Origin of the sequence: Alitabrizicola rongguiensis (assembly GCF_021491355.1) — a bacterium.
Lineage (GTDB): Bacteria > Pseudomonadota > Alphaproteobacteria > Rhodobacterales > Rhodobacteraceae > Aliitabrizicola > Aliitabrizicola rongguiensis.
Map to the genome: position 1 here is coordinate 1 of NZ_JAKENF010000005.1, position 19825 is coordinate 19825.

The window sequence follows — 19825 nt, forward strand, 5'->3', positions numbered from 1 at the left end:
CCAATCCCTCATCGCCGCAAACTGGAAGGGCCTCTCCGACAAGGCCAGCTTCCAACAGCGACAGACAAACAATCCCATCCTCATCTCAATGGGTATCGACGACCAGCGCGCCCGCGTCACCGGCTGACGAGGCCGCACGAGGGCAGCAAACAGAAAGGGCCCGCGCTGCGGGCCCTTTCGTTTTTCTGACCGGCGTCAGATCACTTCGGGATATCGCCGGTGACGCCTTCGACGTAGAAGTTCATGCCCAGCAGGTCGCCATCCGGCGCGGTCTGGCCTTCGGCCAGCCAGGGCGAACCGTCCTGCTTGTTGATCGGGCCGGTGAACGGGTGATAGGTGCCCGCCGCGATCTCGTCGCGGATCTTCTCGGCTTCCGCCTTCACGTCGGCCGGCACGGCCTCGGTGATCTCGCCGATCTTGACCTCGCCGCCGGAAATGCCTTCCCAGGCGTCCGCCTGGGCATAGCTGCCGTCAAGCAGCGCACCCACGCGTTTCACGTAGTAGGGCCCCCAGTTGTCGATGATCGACGAAATCCGCGGGCTCGGCTTGTATTCGGCCATGTCCGACGCCTGGCCGAAGCCCACCACCTTGCCTTCGGATTTGGCTGCCTCGGCCAGCGGCGCGGTCGAGTCGGTGTGGCTGGCGATGACGTCCACGCCCGAGTCGATCAGTGCCTTTGCGGCATCGGCTTCCTTCGCCGGATCGAACCAGGTGAAGGCCCAGACGACCGTCAGTTCGACATTCGGGTTCGCCTTCTTGGCGTTCAGATAATACGAGTTGATCCCCATGATGACCTCGGGGATCGGGAACGAGGCAATGTAGCCGATCTTGTTCGACTTGGTCATCTTGCCGGCAAGATAGCCCTGCACCGCACGGCCCTCGTAGAAGCGGGCGTTGTAGGTCGAGACGTTCGGATGCTCGCGCTTGAAGCCGGTCGCATGTTCGAACATCACGTTCGGGAACTTGGCGGCGACAGCGTTGGTCGCGTCCATGTAGCCGAAGGACGTGGTGAAGATGATGTTGCAGCCGCCAAGCGCCATCTGGGTCAGCACCCGCTCGGCATCCGCACCTTCGGGGACGTTTTCCTGCCAGGCGATTTCGACCTTGTCGCCGAATGCCTTCTGCAACTCGAGCGCGCCCTGATGGTGCTGATAGGTCCAGCCGCCATCGCCGATCGGGCCGACATAGACGAAGCAGGCCTTCACCTTGTCCATGCCAGCCGCGAAGGCGCCCGAAGCCAGGCTCAGGCCGAGGCCAAGCGCGGCGCTCGCCAGCAATGTTCTGCGAAGCATCGTGGTAGTTCTCCCTGTTATGCGGGGGCAGGAGGCCCCCGGTTTTATTGCCCCGTCAGCGCGAGGCGTGAAAGTTCTGTCCCAGTGCGGCGGGGGCGTTCAGCGCTGCCTTGCTGCGGCCGGAGGACATGATGACCAGCACGAGGATCGTGATCAAGTACGGGGCCATCGACAAGTACTCCACCGGGATGGAAGAACCGGCGGCCTGAAGTCGGAGCTGCAGCACGGTGATGCCGCCGAAAAGATAGGCGCCGAGCAGCACCCGCCACGGTTTCCAGCTGGCGAAGACGACGATGGCAAGCGCGATCCAGCCGGCGCCTGCGGTGATCCCATCCACCCATTGCGGCACCCGCACGAGGCTGACATAGGCCCCGCCAAGGCCCGCCATCGCGCCGCCGAACATGATGCAGAGCAGCCGGATGCGCGCGACATTGTAGCCAAGCGCATGGGCGGCGTCGTGGCTTTCGCCGACCGCACGGATGATAAGACCCGTGCGGGTGTAGCGCAGCACCCACCACACCACGGCCACGATGAGGATCGAGAAATAGACCATCCAGTCATGGCCGAGGAGGATAGGCCCGATGACCGGGATGTCGCCGAGCGGGCCGAACAATGCACCTGTCGGCGGGGGTTTGACGCCGTTGTACCCCTGACCCATCAGGCTCGACAGGCCCAGGCCGAACATGGTCAGCGCCAGGCCGGTGGCGACCTGGTTGGCGAGGAACCCGAGCGTCAGGACAGCAAAGAAGAGGCTCAGCACCGCGCCGCCGATCGCGCCGCCGATGAAGCCCATCAGCGGGCTTCCGGTCGCGACCGCCACCATGAAGCCGCCGATCGCGCCCATGATCATCATCCCCTCGACCCCGAGGTTCAGAACACCCGACTTCTCCACCACCAGTTCGCCGATCGCCGCAAGGAGGATCGGCACGGCCGCGACCATGAGCGATGCGATGAGGGTGACAAGGTTGATGCCCGCGATATCCATCACGCGACCTCCACGCGGCCGAAGCGGACGCGATAATTGGTGAACACGTCCACGGCCAGCAGGAAGAACAGGAGCATCCCCTGGAACACCTGGATCGCCGCCGAGGGAAGGCCGAGGTTGGTCGATGCCATCTCGCCGCCGACATAGGTCAGTGCCATGAGGATCCCCGCCAGCACGATGCCGATGGGATTGAGGCGGCCAAGGAAAGCCACGATGATCGCGGTGAAGCCGTAGCCTACGTTGAAGTCGATGCTGATCTGGCCGGCGGGACCGGTGACCTCGAAGAGGCCGGCAAGGCCTGCCAGAGCCCCTGACAGGCCCATGCAGAGGACGACCAGCCGCTTGGGCGCCACACCGGCGAAGCGCGCCGCGCGGGGGGCCTGACCGGTCAGCCGGATCTGGAAGCCGATGATGTGACGGCTCAGCAGGACCCAGGCGGCCAGCGCTACCAGAACCGCCGTGACACCGCCCCAGTGCAGGCCCGATCCTGCGATCAGCTCAGGGTTGGCGGCGGCAGGAAAGCTCGAGAAGTTGCGGCTGCCGGGGAAACCCATGCCTTCGGGGTTCTTGAGGAACCCGGTCGATGCCTTGGCAAGGATCGTCTGCGCGACATAGACGAGCATCAGCGAGACGAGGATTTCATTCGTGTTGAACCGCGTCTTGAGGATCGCCGGGATCATCGCCCAGACCCAGCCGCCGAAAGCACCGGCGATCACCATCAACGGAAAGATCAGCCGGTTCTCGGTCGGGTAGAAGGCCAGGCCCACGGCGGCGCCGAAGATGGCGCCCATGATGTACTGGCCTTCCGCGCCGATGTTCCAGATGCCCGCCCGGAAGCCGAGCGACAGGCCGATCGCGATCAGGATCAGCGGCCCGGCCTTCACCAGAAGCTGGCCACGCAGGTAGAACGCGAACTCGCCAAAGAGCGGGTCCCAGAAGATCGTCTTGATCACGGCGAAGGGATTGACCCCCATCGCAGCGAACAGGAGCCCGCCAAAGATCATCGTCAGGATCACTGCCACGACCGGGGTGGCATAAAGCCAGAACCGCGACGGTATGGGACGTTTCTCGAGCCTCAGCATGCGGCGTCTCCTCGGCCCGCGTGATTGGGCTGGCAGGTGAATTCGATCAGGTCGGAAGCGGCTTCACAGCCCGCCGACCGCCGGTTGCGGCGCGGATCAGTGGCCATGATGGGCCACCTCCATGCCATGCGCGCCGCCCATCATCAGGCCGATCTGGTCGATCGTCAGACCCTCGACCGGGCGTGGCTTCGTCAACCGGCCGGCATTCAGAACGGCGAAGCTGTCGGAAATCTCCAGAAGCTCATCCAGATCCTGGCTGATGACCACCACGCCGGCGCCCTCGGCAGCGCGGTTCAGGATCGCCTGGCGGATCGCCGCAGCGGCGGCGGCATCCACGCCCCAGGTCGGCTGGTTGATGACGATGATCTCGGGGCTCTGGTCCAGCTCGCGGCCGATCAGGAACTTCTGAAGGTTGCCGCCCGACAGGGCGCGTGCCGCGACATAGCTGCCCGGGGTGCGCACGTCGTAGTCGCGGATCACCTGCTCGGCATAGGCTTTCGCGCCCGCCCAGTCGATGAAGCCGTGGCGCGTCAGACCCTTGCGGATCGCTCCGGTCAGGAAGGCGTTCTCGACCAGCGTCATGTCCGGCGCGGCGGCATGTCCGTAGCGGTCCTCGGGCGCGGCCACGAGACCGGTGCGGCGACGTTCGTTGGGGCCAAGGTCGCCCGCCGCATGGCCCTTGATCCGCAGCTTGTCCGGGGCGACGCGCAACTCGCCAGACAACGCCAGCAGCAACTCGTCCTGACCATTGCCGGCGACGCCGGCAATGCCCAGGACCTCGCCCCGCGCCACCGTGAAGGTGACCTCCTTGAGCGAGGTGCCGAACGGTATCGGCGAGGCGACCGACAGATCGGTCACACCAAGCACCACCTCGCCCTTTTCGCCAGGGCGGCGCTCAGGCGGGTTCAAGGTCGCGCCCACCATCATCTCGGCCAGTTCGCGGGATGTCTTTTCCTTGGGGACGCAGGTCGCGACCACCTTGCCACGCCGCAAGATGGTCGCCCCGTCGCAAAGCGAGCGGATCTCGTCCAGCTTGTGGCTGATATAGAGAATGGCGGTCCCTTCCGCGGAAAGCTGCCTCAGGGTGCGGAACAGGATTTCGACCTCCTGCGGTGTCAGCACCGAGGTCGGCTCGTCCATGATGAGCAGCTTCGGATCCTGCAGCAGGCAGCGGATGATCTCGACCCGCTGGCGTTCGCCCGCCGACAGATCGCCCACCATCCGCGCGGGATCGAGCGGCAGGCCATACTCCTCGCTGACGGCACGGATGCGCGCGGCAAGCTCACGCAGCGGCGGCGGGTTTTCCATGCCGAGCGCGACGTTCTCGGCGACGTTCAGCGCCTCGAACAGGCTGAAATGCTGGAACACCATGGCGACGCCGGCAGTGCGGGCGTCGCTTGGGCGGGCCGGGGTGTAGGCCGCCCCGTTGAACCGCATCTGACCGGAGTCAGGTCTCACGAGGCCATAGATCATCTTGACCAGCGTGGATTTGCCCGCGCCGTTTTCGCCGAGAAGGGCATGGACTTCGCCCGGGCGGACGCTGAAGCCGACATTGTCATTGGCAAGAACGCCCGGGAACCGCTTGGTGATTCCGGTCAGTTCGAGACAGAGAGATGGAGAGGACATCGGCGCTCCGTCAGATTTTCATGCAAGCAGGACCGTGCTGCACTTTGCGTGAGTGCTTCCGGGGTTGAATAGCCGGTCGCCCTTTGAAGCAGCTTCAAATGATGCGCTGGTAATGGCCCCGCATCTATCTGGGCACCGCCCTTGCATCGGGACCGTCATCCCCAACCCCCTGTTGTCGTCCGGCCCAGGCGTTGATCGCCAGTGACCCGCAGTCGACAGTCGTCTTGCCTTGAAGGCTAGACCGGATTTCCTGCAGCCCACAAGCGATTCAACGGGCATCTGCCGGAATAATCGGCAACCCTAGCGGATAGAAGGAAGCCCCGGATTTCATGGAGTTTTCAGGCGGAGAGGGGGCCACCGGAGCTGCCCTGGCGCCTGAGGGTTGCAGCCAACTGTCAGGAAAGGCGAGCTTTTCCGACCCTGGGGATGGGACGATGCCCTCCCGCCGGGGCAGGTCGCGGCCTCGCATCCTTTGCTGCGATGGTCCGCCCGACTGCATAACATTGCGCGCGCCCGCCCAATTTCCGGGCGGCGGACGAAGCCACGGCCGATCCGCCGCGAACAGGCGGCTTGTCTGGGAAGAAATAAGGTTCGAGAGTCCGAAAGACCGCCGCTACGCGAGGGAGCCGCCCGATGACCGCCACGGAACTTGACCACATAGCCCTCCTGCGCCGCGCCATCGCAGAGTCCCGCAAGGCGCGCGAAGGCGGGGTACATCCTTTCGCCGCGATCCTCGTCGGGCCGGATGGCGAGGTGCTGATGACCCAGCACAATGCCTACATGCCCGACCACGACATGACCGGCCATGCCGAGCGTGTGCTGATGACCCGCGCCTCGACGACGTTGCCGATGGCGCTCCTGAAGGACTGCACCATCTACACCTCGGCCGAACCCTGCGCGATGTGCGCGGGCGCGATCTACTGGGCCGGGCTGAAGCGGGTGGTCTATGGCCTGTCCGAGCACGCAATGAAGCAGATCACCGGCAACCACCCCGAGAACCCGACCCTCGACTTGCCGTGCCGGGTGGTTTTCGCCGCCGGCCAGCGCGAGATCGAGGTCATCGGTCCGATGCTCGAAGACGAGGCAGCCGCGGTGCATGAAGGGATGTGGGGATAGGGCGCTCCGCTGCTCCTAGAGAACGGTCAATGACCTTTGGGCTTCCAGTCCGTTCGACCGGCGACAGCCTCAGCGGGCGATCAGAACCTCGATCCCGCGCCGCTCGAACTCCTTCGCGTCGGCGTCGGAGATGCCGTCATCGGTGATGAAGGAATGCAGCACTTCCAGCGAGCCGAGGCGGGTGAAGGAGGATTTGTTGATCTTGGAGGAGTCGGCGACGAGATAGACATGCGAGGCCGCTTTGATCATCGCTTCCTTGAGCTGAAGGTCCGCGAAGCTCGGATAGGTCAGGCCCGCATCCAGCGCGACCCCGGCGGTGGCGAGGAAGAGCTTGCCCGCAAAGATGTTGCGGAAATACTCGACAGAGCTGTCCCCGGACAGCGACAGTGTAGGCGCCTTGAACTGCCCCCCCGGCATGTGGACGGCAAATCCCGGCACCGCGCCCAGGATCAGCGCGATGTTCAGGGCATTGGTGATGACAGTGAGGTTCTTCTTGGTGACAAGGCGCGTCGCCACCTCGGTCGTGGTGGTGCCGGCATCGAGGATCAGCGTCTCGCCATCCACGACCAGGCTGGCCGCCAGTGCGCCGATCTTGCGCTTGCGGTCCATGTTCTCCTGATGGTGGAGCGTCATCGATCCGACCTGCGCCGGAACCGAATTCAGGAAGGCCCCGCCATGTTCACGGGTGATCGTGCCTTCCATCTCCAGCCGCTCGAGGTCCTGCCGGATCGTCGCTTCGGAGACCTGGAACGCGGCGGCGAGTTCGCGGACGCGGGCAGATCCCTCCTCCTGGATCCATTCGAGGATCCGGCGGCGGCGCGGCTCGGACAGGAGACCGACACGGGACTCTTCGCGGTCGAGGGCGGCTGGTCTCTGTTGCACGGGTTCTGTCCTGATGTCCCCTGGAAATGGGCTGTCCGCGATCCTAGTCGTTTTGGGTCTTGCGGCAATGCCCCTAGCGTCCGGCCGCCGCCTCCTGTTGCAAGGCGACCCGCGCCTGCAGCTTCTGCTGGGCCTGGTCGATGACCACGGCGGCGATGATGACGACGCCCTTGATGACCGTCTGCCAGAAGGAGGAGACCCCCATCATGATGAGCCCGTCCCCGAGGATGCCGATCACGAAGGCGCCGATGATCGTGCCGCCGATCCGGCCGCGCCCGCCTGACATCGAGGTGCCACCCAGCACGGCCGCCGCGATGGCGTTCAGCTCGAAGGTCTCGCCCGTGGCCGGGTGGCTGGCCTGTAGCTGCGAGGCGATGATGAGCCCGACCAGCGCCGCGCAGAAGCCCGAGAACATGTAGACGAACATCTTCACGCGGTTGACCTTGACCCCCGAAAGGGCCGCACCACGCTCGTTCCCGCCAACGGCGTAGATGTGCCGCCCTAGCGGCGTGCGGCGCGAGATGTAGGAGGCAAGAAGCCCGACCGCGACCAGCATCCAGATCAGCACCGGAATGCCCAGGATCGTGCCCGTGCCGATGAAGGCGAACGTGTCCGATCCGTAGTCGGGATTGCCGTTCAGGTTCGGAAAGGTCCGCCCGCCCGAGGACAGGAGCGCCGCGCCCCGCGCGACATAAAGCGTGCCAAGCGTGGCGATGAAAGGCGCGACGTTCAGTCTCGTGATGAGCAGCCCGTTGATGGTGCCGACGAAGATGCCAACCAGCACGGTGATGAGGCTGATCTCGAAGGTGTTGAACTGGATCGACCAGCCCATCCCGGGATCGATGCCGTACAGCACCAGCCATCCCGCCACCATCGCGCAAAGCCCGACGATGGAGCCGACCGAAAGGTCGATTCCGCCGGTGATGATGACGAAGGTCATCCCGATGGCGAGGAAGGCATTCAGCGCCACATGCTTGGTCACGATGACGGCGTTGGCCGCGGTCAGGAAGTTCGGAGCCATCACCGAGAAGAAACCAAGGACGAGGATCAGCGCGACAAAGGTTCTGAGCCTGAGGAGCAGAAGCAGACCCGACGAAGAGGAGGGCGCGGCAGCTGGGGCGATCGCGGTCATGCGAGCCTCCCGGTCCGAAATCTCTGCGAAATTTCAGAATTTTCGTAGAAAATTCGGATGGTCATGCGGCGGCTCCCTTGGATGCGGTTGGGGCGGTGGCCGAGATCACCGCGGCGGCGTCGGCGCCTGCGGGGAAATCTCCGGTCACGCGGCCATTGGCCATGACGAGGATGCGGTCCGACAGCGCCAGCACCTCGTCGAGGTCGGATGTAACGAACAGGATGCCCAGCCCCTCGGAGGCGAGGCGGCGCATCGTGCGGAACACCTCGGCCTTTGCGCCGATGTCGATCCCGCGCGAGGGCTCGTCCATCAGCAGGATCTTCGGCCCGGTCATCAGCGCCTTGCCGATGACGACCTTCTGCTGGTTGCCGCCGGACAGGCTGGAGACCGGGTTTTCCGGGCTGGCGACCTTGATCGTCAGGCGCTTCACGAAGTCCATCGCCGTCGTCGCTTCGGCGCTGAGGTCAAGGTGGAAGGCGCGGGTGAAGCGCTTCAGCGCCGAAAGGGTGAGGTTCTCGCGGATTGCCATGATCTGCACGAGGCCGTCGCGCTTGCGGTCCTCGGGGATCAGGGCGATGCCCCGGTCGATCCGCCCCGCCACGTCGCGTTCGGTCAGGGGCTTGCCTTCGACGAAGAAGCGCCCGGTCGCATGCGGATGCTGGGCCATGATGCATTCGAGGAATTCGGTCCGGCCCGCGCCCATCAGCCCGTACAGCCCGACGATCTCGCCCGCCCGGACCGAAAGCGAGACATGATCGACCGTGTAGCCGCCGCCTTCGCGGGGCAGGGTGATCTCTTCGGCGCGGAAGACCTCGGCGCCAAAGGCGGGCGCCTCGGTGCGGGGGAAGTCCTTGGAACTGTCGCCGATCATCGCCCGGACGATCCAGGGGATGTCCACGCCCTCCATGCTGCGCGCGCCGGTGATCGTGCCGTCGCGCAGGACGGTGATGTAGTCGCCGACGCGGATCAGTTCCTCAAGCCGGTGGCTGATATAGACGATGCCCACGCCTTGGGATTTCAGCTCGGCGATGACGCGGAACAGCACCTCGACCTCGTGGGCCGACAGCGCCGAGGTCGGCTCGTCCAGGATCAGGATGCGGGCATCTTGCGCCACGGCCTTGGCGATCTCGACGATCTGCTGCTGGCCGATGCGCAGAAGGCCAAGGGGAGTATCGGGGTCGATGTCCTGTTCGAGCCGTTGCATCAGTGCCCGCGTCTCGCGCCGCTGCGCCTCGCGGTCGATGTCGATGCCGCCGCGCACAGGCTCGCGGCCGATGAAGATGTTCTCGGCCACGGTCAGGTTGGGGAACAGGTTCAGCTCCTGGAAGACGATGCCGATGCCATGCTTCACCGCATCGGCCTTGTCGCGGAAGCGGACTTCGCGGCCGTCCATCTCGATCCGGCCCTCGGTCAGGTCCTCGACCCCGGCGATGACCTTCATCAGCGTGGACTTGCCCGCGCCATTCTCGCCGACAAGGACGTTGACCGCCCCCATCCGCAGGTCGAAATCCACACCCTTCAGCGCGCGGGTGCCGGGATAGACCTTGACCCCGCCGCGGATCGACAGGCCGATCGGGGGTTCGGCGCTCATGGCGCCACCGCGATCTCGACCGGCGTCACGAGCCAGGCCTCGGTCGGCGATTTCAGGGCGACAACACCCGTGAAGGTGACGGTCTTGCCCTTCGGATCGCCTTCTGGCGTCGCCAGTGCCGCCGCAGCCTTGTCATTGAGCGCGCGCGCCAGCTTGGCGAATTCGATCTGGTCGCGGAAGTCGGTGAAATCGTAGAACGGGGCAATATCGCGCAGCGCGGTGCCCTTTACCACCGGCCCCAGTTGCAGGGTCAGGTCGGCCTTGCCGTCGCCGTCCGTGTCGAGCTCAAGCTTGCGCGCCCGCGATTCCAGATTGGCGTCGACGACCTTGCCCTGTCCCTTAGCCGCGAAGTTCCAGGCCGCACCTTCTCCCGCCCCGCGGTGGCCATGCGCCTGACCGGCGGCATCGAGCCCTGCGGCAATCGCTGCTCGCAGATCGGCAAACTCGCTCGCCTGGGATTTCACCAGCGGCAGCAGTTTCTGATCATAGGTGTCGTTGAGGATCGCCGAGATCCGGGCGTCGTCGCCGGATGCATCGGCTGCAGCGGTTTGCGTTCCGGGGGCAGGGGTCTTCACGATCTTGCAGGCCCCAAGCGACAGGGCCGCGGCAAGGCATGTGACCGTCAGCAAGGTGCGGTTCATCTGCGTCTCTGCAATGGAAAATCCCGGCGCGCGGGAGCGGCGCGCCGGGAATGGCTGCCGGGATCAGTTCTTCAGCGCGAAGGTTTCAAGATCCTTGGCATTGTCGCCATTGATGAGCACGCAGTCCATCAGCTGCTTTTCCTCGACGCCGGTCTTGCCGGTCTTGAGGTAGGAGTCGGCCTGCACGACAGCGAGCTGCGCCTGCTGGTAGGCGGGCTGGAGCACGGTCGCCTTGATGCCGCCCTTCAGGATCGAGTCGCGCACGTCGTTCGAGCCGTCGAAGCCGACCACGATCACATCCTTGCGGCCCGCCGCCTCGAGCGCGGCATAGGCGCCCATGGCCATCGTGTCGTTGCCCGAGATCACGCCCTTGATGCCCGGGTTCGCCTGAAGGATCGACTCCATCACCGAATAGGCCTCGGTTTGCGACCAGTTGGCGGTCTGCTGGGCGACCATCTTCATGTCCGGATACTGGTCGATGACGTCGTGATAGCCCTTGGAGCGGATGCCGGCGTTGGTGTCGGACTCTTTGCCCAGAAGTTCGGCGAAGTCGCCCTTTTCGCCCATCAGCTTGACGAACTCTTCGGCGCCCAGTTGCGCGCCCTGGTAGTTGTTCGATACGATCTGGCTGACGGCGACACCGGTCGAGGTGATCTCGCGGTCGATCAGGAAGGAGGGGATGCCCGCATCCTTGGCCTTCTGGACTGCGGCGACCGAGGCATCGGCGCCGGCGTTGTCGAGGATGATGGCCTTCACGCCCGCGGCGATGGCGCTGTCGAAGAGTTCCGACTGCTTGTTGGCGTCATCATCATGGACGAGCACCATCGTCTCGTAGCCCAGTTCCTTGGCCTTTGCGGCGGCACCTTCGGCCTCGGCCTTGAAGAAGGGGTTGTCGGGGCTCGGCGTGATGATCGCGATGGTGTCTGCGGCTGCGGCCAGCGAGGGCAGCGCCCCGGCAAGGGCCAGCGCCACAGTGGACATGAGCAGGCGACGTTTGAAGTTCATTGATGACCTCCCTTTCGTTCGCAACCGGATTGGTGGCGATTCCTCCTGATCATTTCTGAGTATTGTTTTCGATTCTCGTCAAGAACTTTCGAATGCTGATGTTTTCGCTATCGTTTGCTGCAGGTGATTCTGGGCCTTGCTCCCGCTGCGCCGCCGCGGTGCCGTTCTGCGGAAGCGAAATACTTAAAAATCTTGCAGTCTCGATGAATTTTGGCATGTTTCATGCCCAAGGCGGCAGCTTGCCATCTTCCGTCAAAACGGCTACAAAACGCAGAAAGCGAAAGCGATCGAAAGCAAAGCTCGATCCCCGCGAGGCCGCGGTTCGCTTCCGGGAGGAGAGAATGACACTGACCATCCGTCGCAAGGTCACGCTTGGCGTGGTGATCGGCAGCCGGGCGTTTTTCAGCCCGGCCCCCTGCCGCGCCGCGCGGGACGAGGTGCTGGCCCAGCTGGATAAACTGGGGATCGCGGCTATCACGCTGCCCTATGAGGCGACCGCGAATGGCGCGGTCCAGTCGGTCGCCGATGCCGAGCTATACGCCCAGCACTTCAAGGCGCACAGGGACGAAATCGACGGGCTGGTGATCTGCTTACCGAACTTTGGCGACGAGATCGCCATTGCCGAGCTGGTGAACCGCGCGAAGCTGAACGTGCCGATCCTCTTGCAGGCCAGCAATGACGAGGTCGACAAGGTCGATGTCCATTCGCGCCGCGACGCCTTCTGCGGCAAGATCTCGGTCACCAACAACTTCTGGCAATACGGCGTCCCCTTCACCGAAACGACGACGCATACTTGCGACACCTGGGGCGAGGAATTCGGGCGCGACCTTGAGCGCTTCTCGCGCGTGTGCCGCACGGTGCGGGGACTGAAAGGGGCGCGGCTCGGCGCCATCGGGGCGAGGACCGGCGCCTTCCAGACCATGCGTTATTCGGAGAAGCTTTTGCAGGCTGCCGGCGTTACGGTCGTGACCGTGGACCTGTCCGAGATGATGGGCGCCGCAGCGGCGATCAAGTCCGACGATCCGGCGCTGACTGCGGTGCTTGAGAAAGTGAAGGGCTACGGTCGGATCCCCGCCCATATCAAGCCCGCCCAGATTGAGAAGCAGGCGCGCTGGACGCTCGCGGTCAACCGCTGGATCGAGGAAAACGGCTGCGATGCCAGCGCCATCCAGTGCTGGCGGTCGCTGCAGGACAATTTCGGCTGCGCAACCTGTGTAACCATGTCGATGATGGGGGAGGAACTGATGCCCTCCGCCTGCGAGGTCGACATCATGGGGGCGCTGTCGATGTATGCGCTGGCGCTGGCTTCGGGCGCGCCGCCCGCGATCCTCGACTGGAACAACAACTACGCCTACGAGGCCGACCTCTGCGTCTGCACGCATTGCGGCAACTACCCGAAGTCCTTCATCGGCGACACGCCCGAAATCGGCGAGTTGGACGTGCTGGGCGAGGTGATCGGCCGCGAGAAATGCTTTGGCGCGGTCAAGGGCAAGGTGAAGGCCGGTCCGATGACCTATTTCCGCCTCTCGACCGACGACCGGGCCGGGACGGTCAAATGCTATCTCGGGCAGGGCGAGTTCACCGACGCGCCCTTTGCCATGGATGGCGGCATCGCCGTGTCGCGCGTGCCGCGCCTGCGCGAATTGATGCGCTTCGTCACCCAGAACGGGTTCGAGCATCACGTCGCCATGGTGCGCGGCCACCACGCCGATATCGTGAACGAGGCGGTGATCCGCTATCTGGGCTGGCCGATCTACAATCACGACACGCCCCCCGAACCCGCGCTGACCTTCCCGCGGCGCTTCTGACGAGGTTTCGATGACCCATTTGAACGATCCCGTCCCGCTGATCCGGGAAAAGGCGCTGTGGATGCGGCGCCGCGCCTTCCGCATGGTGCACGAGGCGCAGCTTGGCCATCCGGGCGGGGATTTCTCAGCGACCGACATTATCGCGACGCTCTATTTCGGGGTGATGCGCTTTGATCCGAAGCGGCCGGACTGGGCAGATCGGGATCGCTTCATCATGTCGAAGGGGCATGCGACCGGCGCGCTCTACACCGTGCTTTGCGCCGCCGGCTACTACCCTGAAGACTGGCTTGATACCTACATGCAGCCGAAGTCGCGGCTGAACGGCCACCCGAACCGCAACTACCTGCCGGGGGTCGAGACGAATACCGGCCCGCTTGGCCACGGATTTCCCGTCGCGGTCGGCAGCGCCATCGCCGGGGCGTTGACGGGCTCTGACCACCGCACCTTCGTTCTGACCGGCGACGGCGAGTTGCAGGAAGGCTCGAACTGGGAAGCGGCGATGGTCGCCGGGCACCGCAAGCTCAAGCGCCTGACGCTGATCGTGGACCGCAACCGGCTTCAGCAGGGGGCGGGGACGGAAGAGACGAGCGGCCTTGATCCGCTGGACGAGAAGTTCCGCGCCTTCGGCTGGCAGGTGGTCGAGGTCGATGGCCACGATCCGGCGGCGCTGCTCGCGGCCTTCGCCACGCCCACCGACCGGCCGCTGTGCCTGATCGCCAACACGGTCAAGGGCAAGGGTGTGTCCTTCATGGAAAACAAGGCATCCTGGCACCATGGCGTGCCGAATGCCGAACAATTCGCACAGGCGATGGAGGAACTGGTCTGATGGTACAGGCAGCACCCAAAGCCGCAGGGCTTCATGATTGCCGTGAGGCCTGGGTGACGACACTGGAAGCGCTTGCCGCGACGGATCCCCGCATCGTGGCCGTGGTGAACGACTCGGTCGGTTCGTCGAAGCTCGGCGGCTTCCAGAAGAAGTTCCCCGACCAGCTGATCAACGTGGGCATCGCCGAGCAGGTGATGGTCGGCGTCGGCGCGGGCCTTGCTAATGGCGGCTGCATCCCCTTTGTCTCGGCCGCGTCCTGTTTCCTGACGGGCCGGTCGCTGGAGCAGGTAAAGGCCGACATTGCCTATGCCAATTTCAACGTGAAGCTGGTCGGCCAGTCCTCGGGTGTGGCCTATGGCGAGCTTGGGCCGACGCACCATTCGATCGAGGATTTTGCCTGGCTCAGGCCGCTGACCAACCTGACGGTGATCGTGCCTGCCGACCCTTGGGAAACGGCAGAGGCGGTGAAATGGGCCGCCGCACATGAGGGGCCGGTCTATATCCGACTGAGCCGCATGCCGGTGCCCGAAATCGTCGTGCCGGGGCGGACCTTCCAGCCCGGCAAGGCTCAAGTCCTGCGCGAGGGCGGGGATGTTGCGATCATCGCCTGCGGCACGACGGTGCATCTGGCGCTCGACGCCGCGCGGGCGCTGGCCGGGGAGGGGATCGCGGCGCGCGTCCTCAACATGCACACGATCAACCCGCTGGATGACGAGGCGGTGCTGGCCGCCGCACGGACGGGGGCCATCGTGACGGTCGAGGAGGCCTCGGTGCGGGGCGGTCTTGGCGGGGCGGTCGCGGAACTCACTTCGGCCCATGATCCGGTTCCGGTCGAGCGGGTGGGCTTCCCCGGCTTCGTGCCGACGGGGTCGGTCGACTGGCTCTTCACCGAATACGGCCTGTCGCAGGACGGCATCGCGGCGGCAGCGCGCCGGGCCTTGGCGCGGAAGCGGAAATGACCGGGCCGCTGGTCCTGGCGATCGACCAGGGCACGACGAACACCAAGGCGGTGCTGGTGGATGCGGGCGGCCACATCCTTGCCCGCGCCTCGGCTCCGCTGACCTCCAGCTATCCCCATCCCGGATGGGCGGAACAGGCCGCCGAGGAAATCTGGGCTTCGGTCCGCTCGGTGATCGCCGGGATCGTCGGGCAAGCCGGGCAGGGGATCACCGCCATTGCCATCGCCAACCAGCGCGAGACGCTGGTGGTCTGGGATGCCGCAACCGGTCAGCCGGTGACGCCTGCAATCCTCTGGCAGTGCCGCCGCACGGCGGACGACTGCGAGCGGCTGCGTGCGGCGGGGGCCGAACCGCAGGTCGTCGCTGCGACCGGACTGGGGATCAATCCGCTTTTTGCGGCGGCCAAACTCGGCTGGGTCATGCGCCATGTGCCAGCGGCGGCCGAGCTCCGCGCCAAGGGGCGGCTCCGGGCGGGGACGGTGGACAGCTGGGTTCTGTGGAACCTGACCGGGGGCGCGGCTTTCGCGACCGACCATTCCAACGCCTCGCGGACTCAGCTTTTCCATACCGGGCGGCTGGAATGGGACTCGGAACTGAGCGAGCTTTTCGGGGCACCGATCGAGGTGCTGCCCCGCCCGATGCCCTCTGACAGTGCCTTTGGCGTGACGGCTGTAGGCGCGACGGACCTGCCCTCCGGCATTCCAATCCGTGCGATGATGGGTGACAGCCACGCGGCGCTTTATGGTCATGGGGTGCGCGGGCCGGGCACGGTCAAGGCGACCTATGGCACAGGATCGTCTTTGATGACGCTTGCCCCGGCCCGTGTGGCCTCGACGCATGGCCTGTCCGGCACAATCGCATGGAGCGATGCCGTGGGCACCGCCCATGCGCTCGAGGGCAACATCACCGTCTCGGCGCAGGCGGCGGGCTTCATGGCGGGGCTATTGGGCCTCTCCGGTCCTGCGGCGCTGTCCGATCTGGCGCAGACGGTGCCCGACGCGGGCGGCGTGAGTTTCGTTCCGGCGCTGGCCGGGCTGGGGGCGCCGCATTGGGATGACCATGCCACCGGAACGGTGACGGGCATGAGCCATGCCACTCGTCCCGCGCATCTCGCACGCGCCAGTTTCGACGCGATCGCATTGCAGATCGCCGATGTCTTCGAAGCGATGGAACAGGATACGGGCCATCGGCTCGACGCCTTGCGTGCCGATGGGGGCGCGTCTTCCAACGATTTCCTGATGCAGCTGCAGGCAGACGTGCTGGGCCGCCCGGTGATCCGGGCCGAGGTCGAGGAGGTTGGTGCCCTCGGCGCGGCGGCAATGGCCTTCCGCTCGCTCGGCGTCGAGCCGCATTTCGCCACCGAGTGCCAGCGGTTCGAGCCGCAGCGCGATAAGGCGTGGCGGGCGGATCTGCGCAGGCGCTGGCAGGCGGCGATTGCGGCCGCCCGCGGCTTACCCCGGCCCTAGAACGTGGTGGCTTCGTCGAGCGGCCAGATCGGGCGCTTGACCCGTTTGTAGGGGCGGCGGGCCATCTTCGGGGTGGACAGCGCGCCGCTGTCGCAGACGATGACCTTGCCGGCGATAGGCTCGAAGGCCGCGCGGAAGTGCTGCATGCTCTTCAGCGCCAGAACCTTGCGCTTCGTCGGGTCGATGCCAAAGGCGTAAAGCTGCTGGCGGTCGAGCATCTGTTCGCGCTCGGTCACGATCAGGATCTCGACGCCGTCCACCTTGAGGACCGCCGTCGTACCATAGGTCCGGTCGAGGCCGCCCAGCATCGGCCCGTCGCCGCGGAAGAAACCGTCAGACAGTTTCTCGATCCGCCCGGTCAGGGTCAGCGGGCCGCCGCCGAAGGCGGGGTCGTTCTTGCCGCCGATGGCGATGGTGACGGTATCGCCTTCCTTGTGCTTGTGGAGCTCGATCGCCGCCTCGGGGTCGATCATCGGCGCGAAGACCGCATCCGTCAGTTTCGCGTCGAGCATCGCCTTCAGCAGGTTCGTCGCATCGCCATAGGCGCCAGAGCCAGGGTTGTCGGCATAGTCGGCGATCACCAGCGGGCCCTTCGAGGCATCGAAGCCCTTGGCCTGCGCCACGGCATCGGCGACCTCAAGGAAGGTGTTGGCACAGGAGTAGCGCGCATCCCAGATCGCGCGGGCATGGGCGTCGGCAATCTCGGCGGCCCGCTTGTCCGCGCCAGCCACGCCCCTGTCATAGGTCACATAGACCGCCGGCCCCATCTCGGCGATGTCGGCATCCGAGAAGCCGGAGTTGAGCGAGACAGACAGGATGCCCTGCTCAGTCTCTTCCTTCCGCGCCTTTTCGTATTCCAGCACCATCGGCCCGACATCCGAGCGTCCGGCATTCGCCTCGTCCATCATCGGGACATGGCGGCGGATGGTCGTGGGCTTCGTCCGGCCCGCCATCGCGTCGTCGAGGAGGAGCCCCGCACGCTTGCCCGAGATGCGAAGGTCGATATGCGGATAGGTCTTGTAGGTGACCCAGATCTGCGCCTGCTGCGCCATTGCCTCGGTGGCGTTGGCGTGGAGGTCCAGCGTCGCGGCGATCGGCAGGTCGGGGCCGACAATCGCCCGGATGCGGCGGAGCAGTTCGCCTTCGCCATCCTCATGGTCTTCCGCGACCTGCGCGCCGTGCAGGCCGAGAAGGATGCCGTCTATCTGGCCACGCCTTGCGCGGATCGCGTCGCAGATCTTGCCGGTCACAAGGTCATAGGCCTCGCTCGAGACCGGCGCATTGGGCGATGCTAGGGCCGAGATCACATGCGTCATCTCCCAGCCCCGGTCGGTGGCGGCGTCGAGGAAGCCGGCAAGTTCGGTATTCGCCTCGCCCCGCATGGTGATGGCCTCATCGCCCTCCGCCAGAGTGTCGACCTGGAAGTCGTGCAGTTCGGTGAAGCCCTTCTTGAACGTGTTGTTCTCCGTAATGAATTCGGCGGTCAGCACGCGGAAGGTCATGGAAATAGCCTTTCAGAGCGGATGGAAGCAGGCGACGGGATGGTCGGTTGCGGAGAGTTCGGGGTTTTCTGCCCGGCACCGATCCGAGGCGCGCGGGCAGCGGGCGGCGAAGGCGCAGCCCTTGGGCAGGTCGAAGGCCGATGGAATCTCGCCCTCGATCGCGCGCAGGGTCTTTCGTTGCCCCGGATCGGGGGCAAAGGTGCTGTCCATCAGCGCGGCGGTGTAGGGGTGGCGGGCCGGGGCATCGGCTTTCGGCAGCACCTCGACCACGGCGCCGAGATACATCACCACCACCCGGTCGCAGAAATAGCGCACAAGACCAAGGTCATGGCTGATGAACAGGTAGGTCAGCCCCAGTTCCCGCCTGAGTTCGGACAGCAGTGCAATGATCTGCGCCTGGATCGACACGTCGAGCGAGGCGGTGGGTTCATCCAGCACGATGAAGTCGGGCGCCTGCGCCAGCGCGCGGGCGATGCCGATCCGCTGCCGCTGCCCGCCGGACATCTGGTGCGGGTAGCTCGCCGAAAGGCGTTCCGACAGGCCGACCTGGCCCAGGAGTTCGGCGATGCGGCCCGCGGGCGGCTCCTCGCCCTGCACGCGGAAGGGTTCGGCCAGCACCTCGGCCACAGTGAAGCGGGGATCGAGCGAGGAATAAGGGTCCTGGAAGACCATCGCCATCCGCCGCCGCATCCGGCGCATGTCGCCCCTAGACAGTTTCGTCAGGTCCTGTCCGTCGAAGTGGATGGTGCCCGAGGTCGGTTCGATCAGCCGAAGGATCAGCCGGGCAAGGGTGGATTTGCCGCAGCCGCTTTCGCCGACGACACCCACGACCTCGCCCTTGCCGATGGCCATCGACACGCCGCGCACCGCCAGCATGGCGCGCGGCCTGGCCAGCAGGCCGCCCCCGGTCTGGAAGCGCTTGACGAGCGCCTCGGCGCGGATCAGCGGATCAGCCATGGTCGCCTCCAAGCGGGTGGTGGCACGAGACGATCCCGCCATCGGGGAGGGTGCGGGTCTCGGGGATGGTCCGCTCGCAGGTCGCGTCAGCGCGCGGGCAGCGCGGGTGGAAGCGGCAGCCCGAGGGATAGGACATGACCGAGGGGACAAGGCCCGGAATGCCGGTCAGGCTGCCGCGGGCCATGCCCTCGCGTGGGATGCAGTCGATCAGGGCGGTGGTGTAGGGGTGGTGCGGCGAGGCGAAGAGCGGCCCTACGGCGCGCGTCTCGGCCAGCCGCCCGGCGTAGAGGACTGCAACCTTGTCGCAGACCTGCGCCACCACGCCCATGTCATGGGTGATGAGCATCAGGGCAAGGCCCCGCTCGCGCACTAACTCGCCGAGGATATGGATGATCTGCGCCTGCACGGTGACGTCAAGCGCGGTCGTGGGTTCATCCGCCACGATCAGGTCGGGCTCGGCTGCCAGCGCCATCGCGATGACAATGCGCTGCTTCATGCCGCCCGACAGCTGGTGCGGATAGGCGTCGCAAACCGTCACGGCTTCGGGGATGCGCAGGCGGGTCAGTAGCTCGACCGTACGGGCGCGGGCGGCCTTCGCATCCAGCCCCAGATGCAGCCGCGCCATGATGTCGACCTGATCGCCGATGCGCTGCACGGGGTCGAGCGCGGTCATCGGGTTCTGGGTCACCAGCGCGATGCGTTTGCCGCGATAGGGCCGGAGCCGGTCTTCGGGCAGCTTCGACAGGTCGGTGCCGTCGAACATGACGGCTCCTTCTGCGATCCGGCCTCCGATCAGCGGCAGAAGCCCGGTCACCGCCATCGCCGTCAGCGACTTGCCCGAGCCGCTTTCACCGACAAGGCCAAGGATTTCGCCCCGGTCCAGCGTGAAGGACAGGCTGGACAGCGGCTCGACCTTGCCGATGCGGACGCCGAGGTTTTCGACCGACAGGAGCAT

18 protein-coding genes are annotated in these 19825 nt (G+C 65.6%); 5 read left to right on the plus strand and 13 right to left on the minus strand.

The genetic code is table 11. The features are described from left to right. Positions 1 to 200: 200 nt before the first annotated feature. From L0V05_RS18320 to L0V05_RS18335, 4 genes are all read right to left on the minus strand, one after another. Positions 201 to 1292 carry a BMP family ABC transporter substrate-binding protein gene (locus tag L0V05_RS18320; RefSeq protein ID WP_234872947.1) on the minus strand — a complete coding sequence of 364 codons (1092 nt, stop codon included), beginning with the start codon at positions 1290 to 1292 and terminating at the stop codon, positions 201 to 203. A 55-nt stretch (positions 1293 to 1347) separates the two neighbouring features. Continuing rightward, entirely contained in the window at positions 1348 to 2277 is a 930-nt protein-coding gene (locus L0V05_RS18325) for an ABC transporter permease (RefSeq protein WP_234872948.1), read from the minus strand. Beyond that, positions 2277 to 3359, minus strand: a complete 1083-nt coding sequence (locus L0V05_RS18330; RefSeq protein WP_234872949.1) for an ABC transporter permease — start codon at positions 3357 to 3359, stop codon at positions 2277 to 2279. The genes L0V05_RS18325 and L0V05_RS18330 overlap by 1 nt, the downstream gene beginning before the upstream one ends. Before the next feature lie 96 nt (positions 3360 to 3455). Then, a complete protein-coding gene (locus tag L0V05_RS18335) occupies positions 3456 to 4985 on the minus strand; it encodes an ABC transporter ATP-binding protein (RefSeq protein ID WP_234872950.1) in 1530 nt (509 codons plus the stop codon). A 633-nt stretch (positions 4986 to 5618) separates the two neighbouring features. Between L0V05_RS18335 and L0V05_RS18340 the strand changes: the two genes are divergently transcribed. After that, complete coding sequence (locus L0V05_RS18340; protein WP_234872951.1) at positions 5619 to 6101, plus strand: nucleoside deaminase; 483 nt, start codon at positions 5619 to 5621, stop codon at positions 6099 to 6101. A 69-nt stretch (positions 6102 to 6170) separates the two neighbouring features. Here L0V05_RS18340 and L0V05_RS18345 read toward each other — a convergent pair whose 3' ends face one another. The 6 genes from L0V05_RS18345 to L0V05_RS18370 form a co-directional block, all read right to left on the minus strand. Further along, positions 6171 to 6983: a DeoR/GlpR family DNA-binding transcription regulator gene (locus L0V05_RS18345; protein WP_234872952.1), complete on the minus strand. Its 813-nt coding sequence runs from the start codon at positions 6981 to 6983 to the stop codon at positions 6171 to 6173. Between the two features lie 73 nt (positions 6984 to 7056). Beyond that, on the minus strand, positions 7057 to 8115 hold the full coding sequence (locus tag L0V05_RS18350; protein WP_234872953.1) for an ABC transporter permease: 1059 nt from the start codon (positions 8113 to 8115) through the stop codon (positions 7057 to 7059). A 61-nt stretch (positions 8116 to 8176) separates the two neighbouring features. Next, complete coding sequence (locus L0V05_RS18355) at positions 8177 to 9706, minus strand: sugar ABC transporter ATP-binding protein (protein ID WP_234872954.1); 1530 nt, start codon at positions 9704 to 9706, stop codon at positions 8177 to 8179. Next, the gene (locus tag L0V05_RS18360; RefSeq protein ID WP_234872955.1) at positions 9703 to 10347 is read right to left on the minus strand and encodes a DUF2291 family protein; all 645 of its coding nucleotides are present in this window, start codon (positions 10345 to 10347) and stop codon (positions 9703 to 9705) included. The genes L0V05_RS18355 and L0V05_RS18360 overlap by 4 nt, the downstream gene beginning before the upstream one ends. A 63-nt stretch (positions 10348 to 10410) precedes the next feature. Next, the gene (locus L0V05_RS18365) at positions 10411 to 11352 is read right to left on the minus strand and encodes a D-ribose ABC transporter substrate-binding protein (RefSeq protein WP_234872956.1); all 942 of its coding nucleotides are present in this window, start codon (positions 11350 to 11352) and stop codon (positions 10411 to 10413) included. A gap of 49 nt (positions 11353 to 11401) precedes the next feature. Further along, the gene (locus tag L0V05_RS18370) at positions 11402 to 11569 is read right to left on the minus strand and encodes a hypothetical protein (protein ID WP_234872957.1); all 168 of its coding nucleotides are present in this window, start codon (positions 11567 to 11569) and stop codon (positions 11402 to 11404) included. Positions 11570 to 11693: 124 nt separating this feature from the next. Here L0V05_RS18370 and L0V05_RS18375 point away from each other — a divergent pair, with 124 nt between their 5' ends. From L0V05_RS18375 to L0V05_RS18390, 4 genes are read left to right on the plus strand one after another with little or no spacing between them, the layout of a single operon-like run. Further along, positions 11694 to 13160, plus strand: a complete 1467-nt coding sequence (locus L0V05_RS18375; RefSeq protein ID WP_234872958.1) for an L-fucose/L-arabinose isomerase family protein — start codon at positions 11694 to 11696, stop codon at positions 13158 to 13160. Between the two features lie 10 nt (positions 13161 to 13170). Then, complete coding sequence (locus L0V05_RS18380) at positions 13171 to 13986, plus strand: transketolase (RefSeq protein ID WP_234872959.1); 816 nt, start codon at positions 13171 to 13173, stop codon at positions 13984 to 13986. Further along, positions 13986 to 14945: a transketolase family protein gene (locus L0V05_RS18385; protein WP_234872960.1), complete on the plus strand. Its 960-nt coding sequence runs from the start codon at positions 13986 to 13988 to the stop codon at positions 14943 to 14945. Before L0V05_RS18380 ends, L0V05_RS18385 begins: the two co-directional genes overlap by 1 nt. Continuing rightward, the gene (locus L0V05_RS18390; protein ID WP_234872961.1) at positions 14942 to 16411 is read left to right on the plus strand and encodes an FGGY family carbohydrate kinase; all 1470 of its coding nucleotides are present in this window, start codon (positions 14942 to 14944) and stop codon (positions 16409 to 16411) included. Before L0V05_RS18385 ends, L0V05_RS18390 begins: the two co-directional genes overlap by 4 nt. Here L0V05_RS18390 and L0V05_RS18395 read toward each other — a convergent pair. Genes L0V05_RS18395 through L0V05_RS18405 form a run of 3 tightly spaced genes read right to left on the minus strand, consistent with a single transcriptional unit; the run spans position 16408 to position 19825 of the window. Beyond that, entirely contained in the window at positions 16408 to 17913 is a 1506-nt protein-coding gene (locus L0V05_RS18395) for a M81 family metallopeptidase (RefSeq protein WP_234872962.1), read from the minus strand. The two genes, L0V05_RS18390 and L0V05_RS18395, sit on opposite strands and share 4 nt — an antisense overlap. Before the next feature lie 12 nt (positions 17914 to 17925). Then, positions 17926 to 18870, minus strand: a complete 945-nt coding sequence (locus tag L0V05_RS18400) for an oligopeptide/dipeptide ABC transporter ATP-binding protein (RefSeq protein WP_234872963.1) — start codon at positions 18868 to 18870, stop codon at positions 17926 to 17928. Then, positions 18863 to 19825: an ABC transporter ATP-binding protein gene (locus L0V05_RS18405; protein WP_234872964.1), complete on the minus strand. Its 963-nt coding sequence runs from the start codon at positions 19823 to 19825 to the stop codon at positions 18863 to 18865. Before L0V05_RS18405 ends, L0V05_RS18400 begins: the two co-directional genes overlap by 8 nt.

Excerpts from the sequence above, each read along its gene's own strand:
- L0V05_RS18340 (WP_234872951.1), top strand. The coding sequence starts at position 5,619 with ATGACCGCCACGGAACTTGACCACATAGCCCTCCTGCGCCGCGCCATC.
- L0V05_RS18330 (WP_234872949.1), bottom strand. The coding sequence starts at position 3,359 with ATGCTGAGGCTCGAGAAACGTCCCATACCGTCGCGGTTCTGGCTTTAT.
- L0V05_RS18380 (WP_234872959.1), top strand. The coding sequence starts at position 13,171 with ATGACCCATTTGAACGATCCCGTCCCGCTGATCCGGGAAAAGGCGCTG.
- L0V05_RS18350 (WP_234872953.1), bottom strand. The coding sequence starts at position 8,115 with ATGACCGCGATCGCCCCAGCTGCCGCGCCCTCCTCTTCGTCGGGTCTG.
- L0V05_RS18325 (WP_234872948.1), bottom strand. The coding sequence starts at position 2,277 with ATGGATATCGCGGGCATCAACCTTGTCACCCTCATCGCATCGCTCATG.
- L0V05_RS18335 (WP_234872950.1), bottom strand. The coding sequence starts at position 4,985 with ATGTCCTCTCCATCTCTCTGTCTCGAACTGACCGGAATCACCAAGCGG.
- L0V05_RS18355 (WP_234872954.1), bottom strand. The coding sequence starts at position 9,706 with ATGAGCGCCGAACCCCCGATCGGCCTGTCGATCCGCGGCGGGGTCAAG.
- L0V05_RS18390 (WP_234872961.1), top strand. The coding sequence starts at position 14,942 with ATGACCGGGCCGCTGGTCCTGGCGATCGACCAGGGCACGACGAACACC.
- L0V05_RS18365 (WP_234872956.1), bottom strand. The coding sequence starts at position 11,352 with ATGAACTTCAAACGTCGCCTGCTCATGTCCACTGTGGCGCTGGCCCTT.
- L0V05_RS18375 (WP_234872958.1), top strand. The coding sequence starts at position 11,694 with ATGACACTGACCATCCGTCGCAAGGTCACGCTTGGCGTGGTGATCGGC.
- L0V05_RS18385 (WP_234872960.1), top strand. The coding sequence starts at position 13,986 with ATGGTACAGGCAGCACCCAAAGCCGCAGGGCTTCATGATTGCCGTGAG.
- L0V05_RS18360 (WP_234872955.1), bottom strand. The coding sequence starts at position 10,347 with ATGAACCGCACCTTGCTGACGGTCACATGCCTTGCCGCGGCCCTGTCG.
- L0V05_RS18370 (WP_234872957.1), bottom strand. The coding sequence starts at position 11,569 with ATGCCAAAATTCATCGAGACTGCAAGATTTTTAAGTATTTCGCTTCCG.
- L0V05_RS18400 (WP_234872963.1), bottom strand. The coding sequence starts at position 18,870 with ATGGCTGATCCGCTGATCCGCGCCGAGGCGCTCGTCAAGCGCTTCCAG.
- L0V05_RS18320 (WP_234872947.1), bottom strand. The coding sequence starts at position 1,292 with ATGCTTCGCAGAACATTGCTGGCGAGCGCCGCGCTTGGCCTCGGCCTG.
- L0V05_RS18405 (WP_234872964.1), bottom strand. The coding sequence starts at position 19,825 with ATGCTCCTGTCGGTCGAAAACCTCGGCGTCCGCATCGGCAAGGTCGAG.
- L0V05_RS18395 (WP_234872962.1), bottom strand. The coding sequence starts at position 17,913 with ATGACCTTCCGCGTGCTGACCGCCGAATTCATTACGGAGAACAACACG.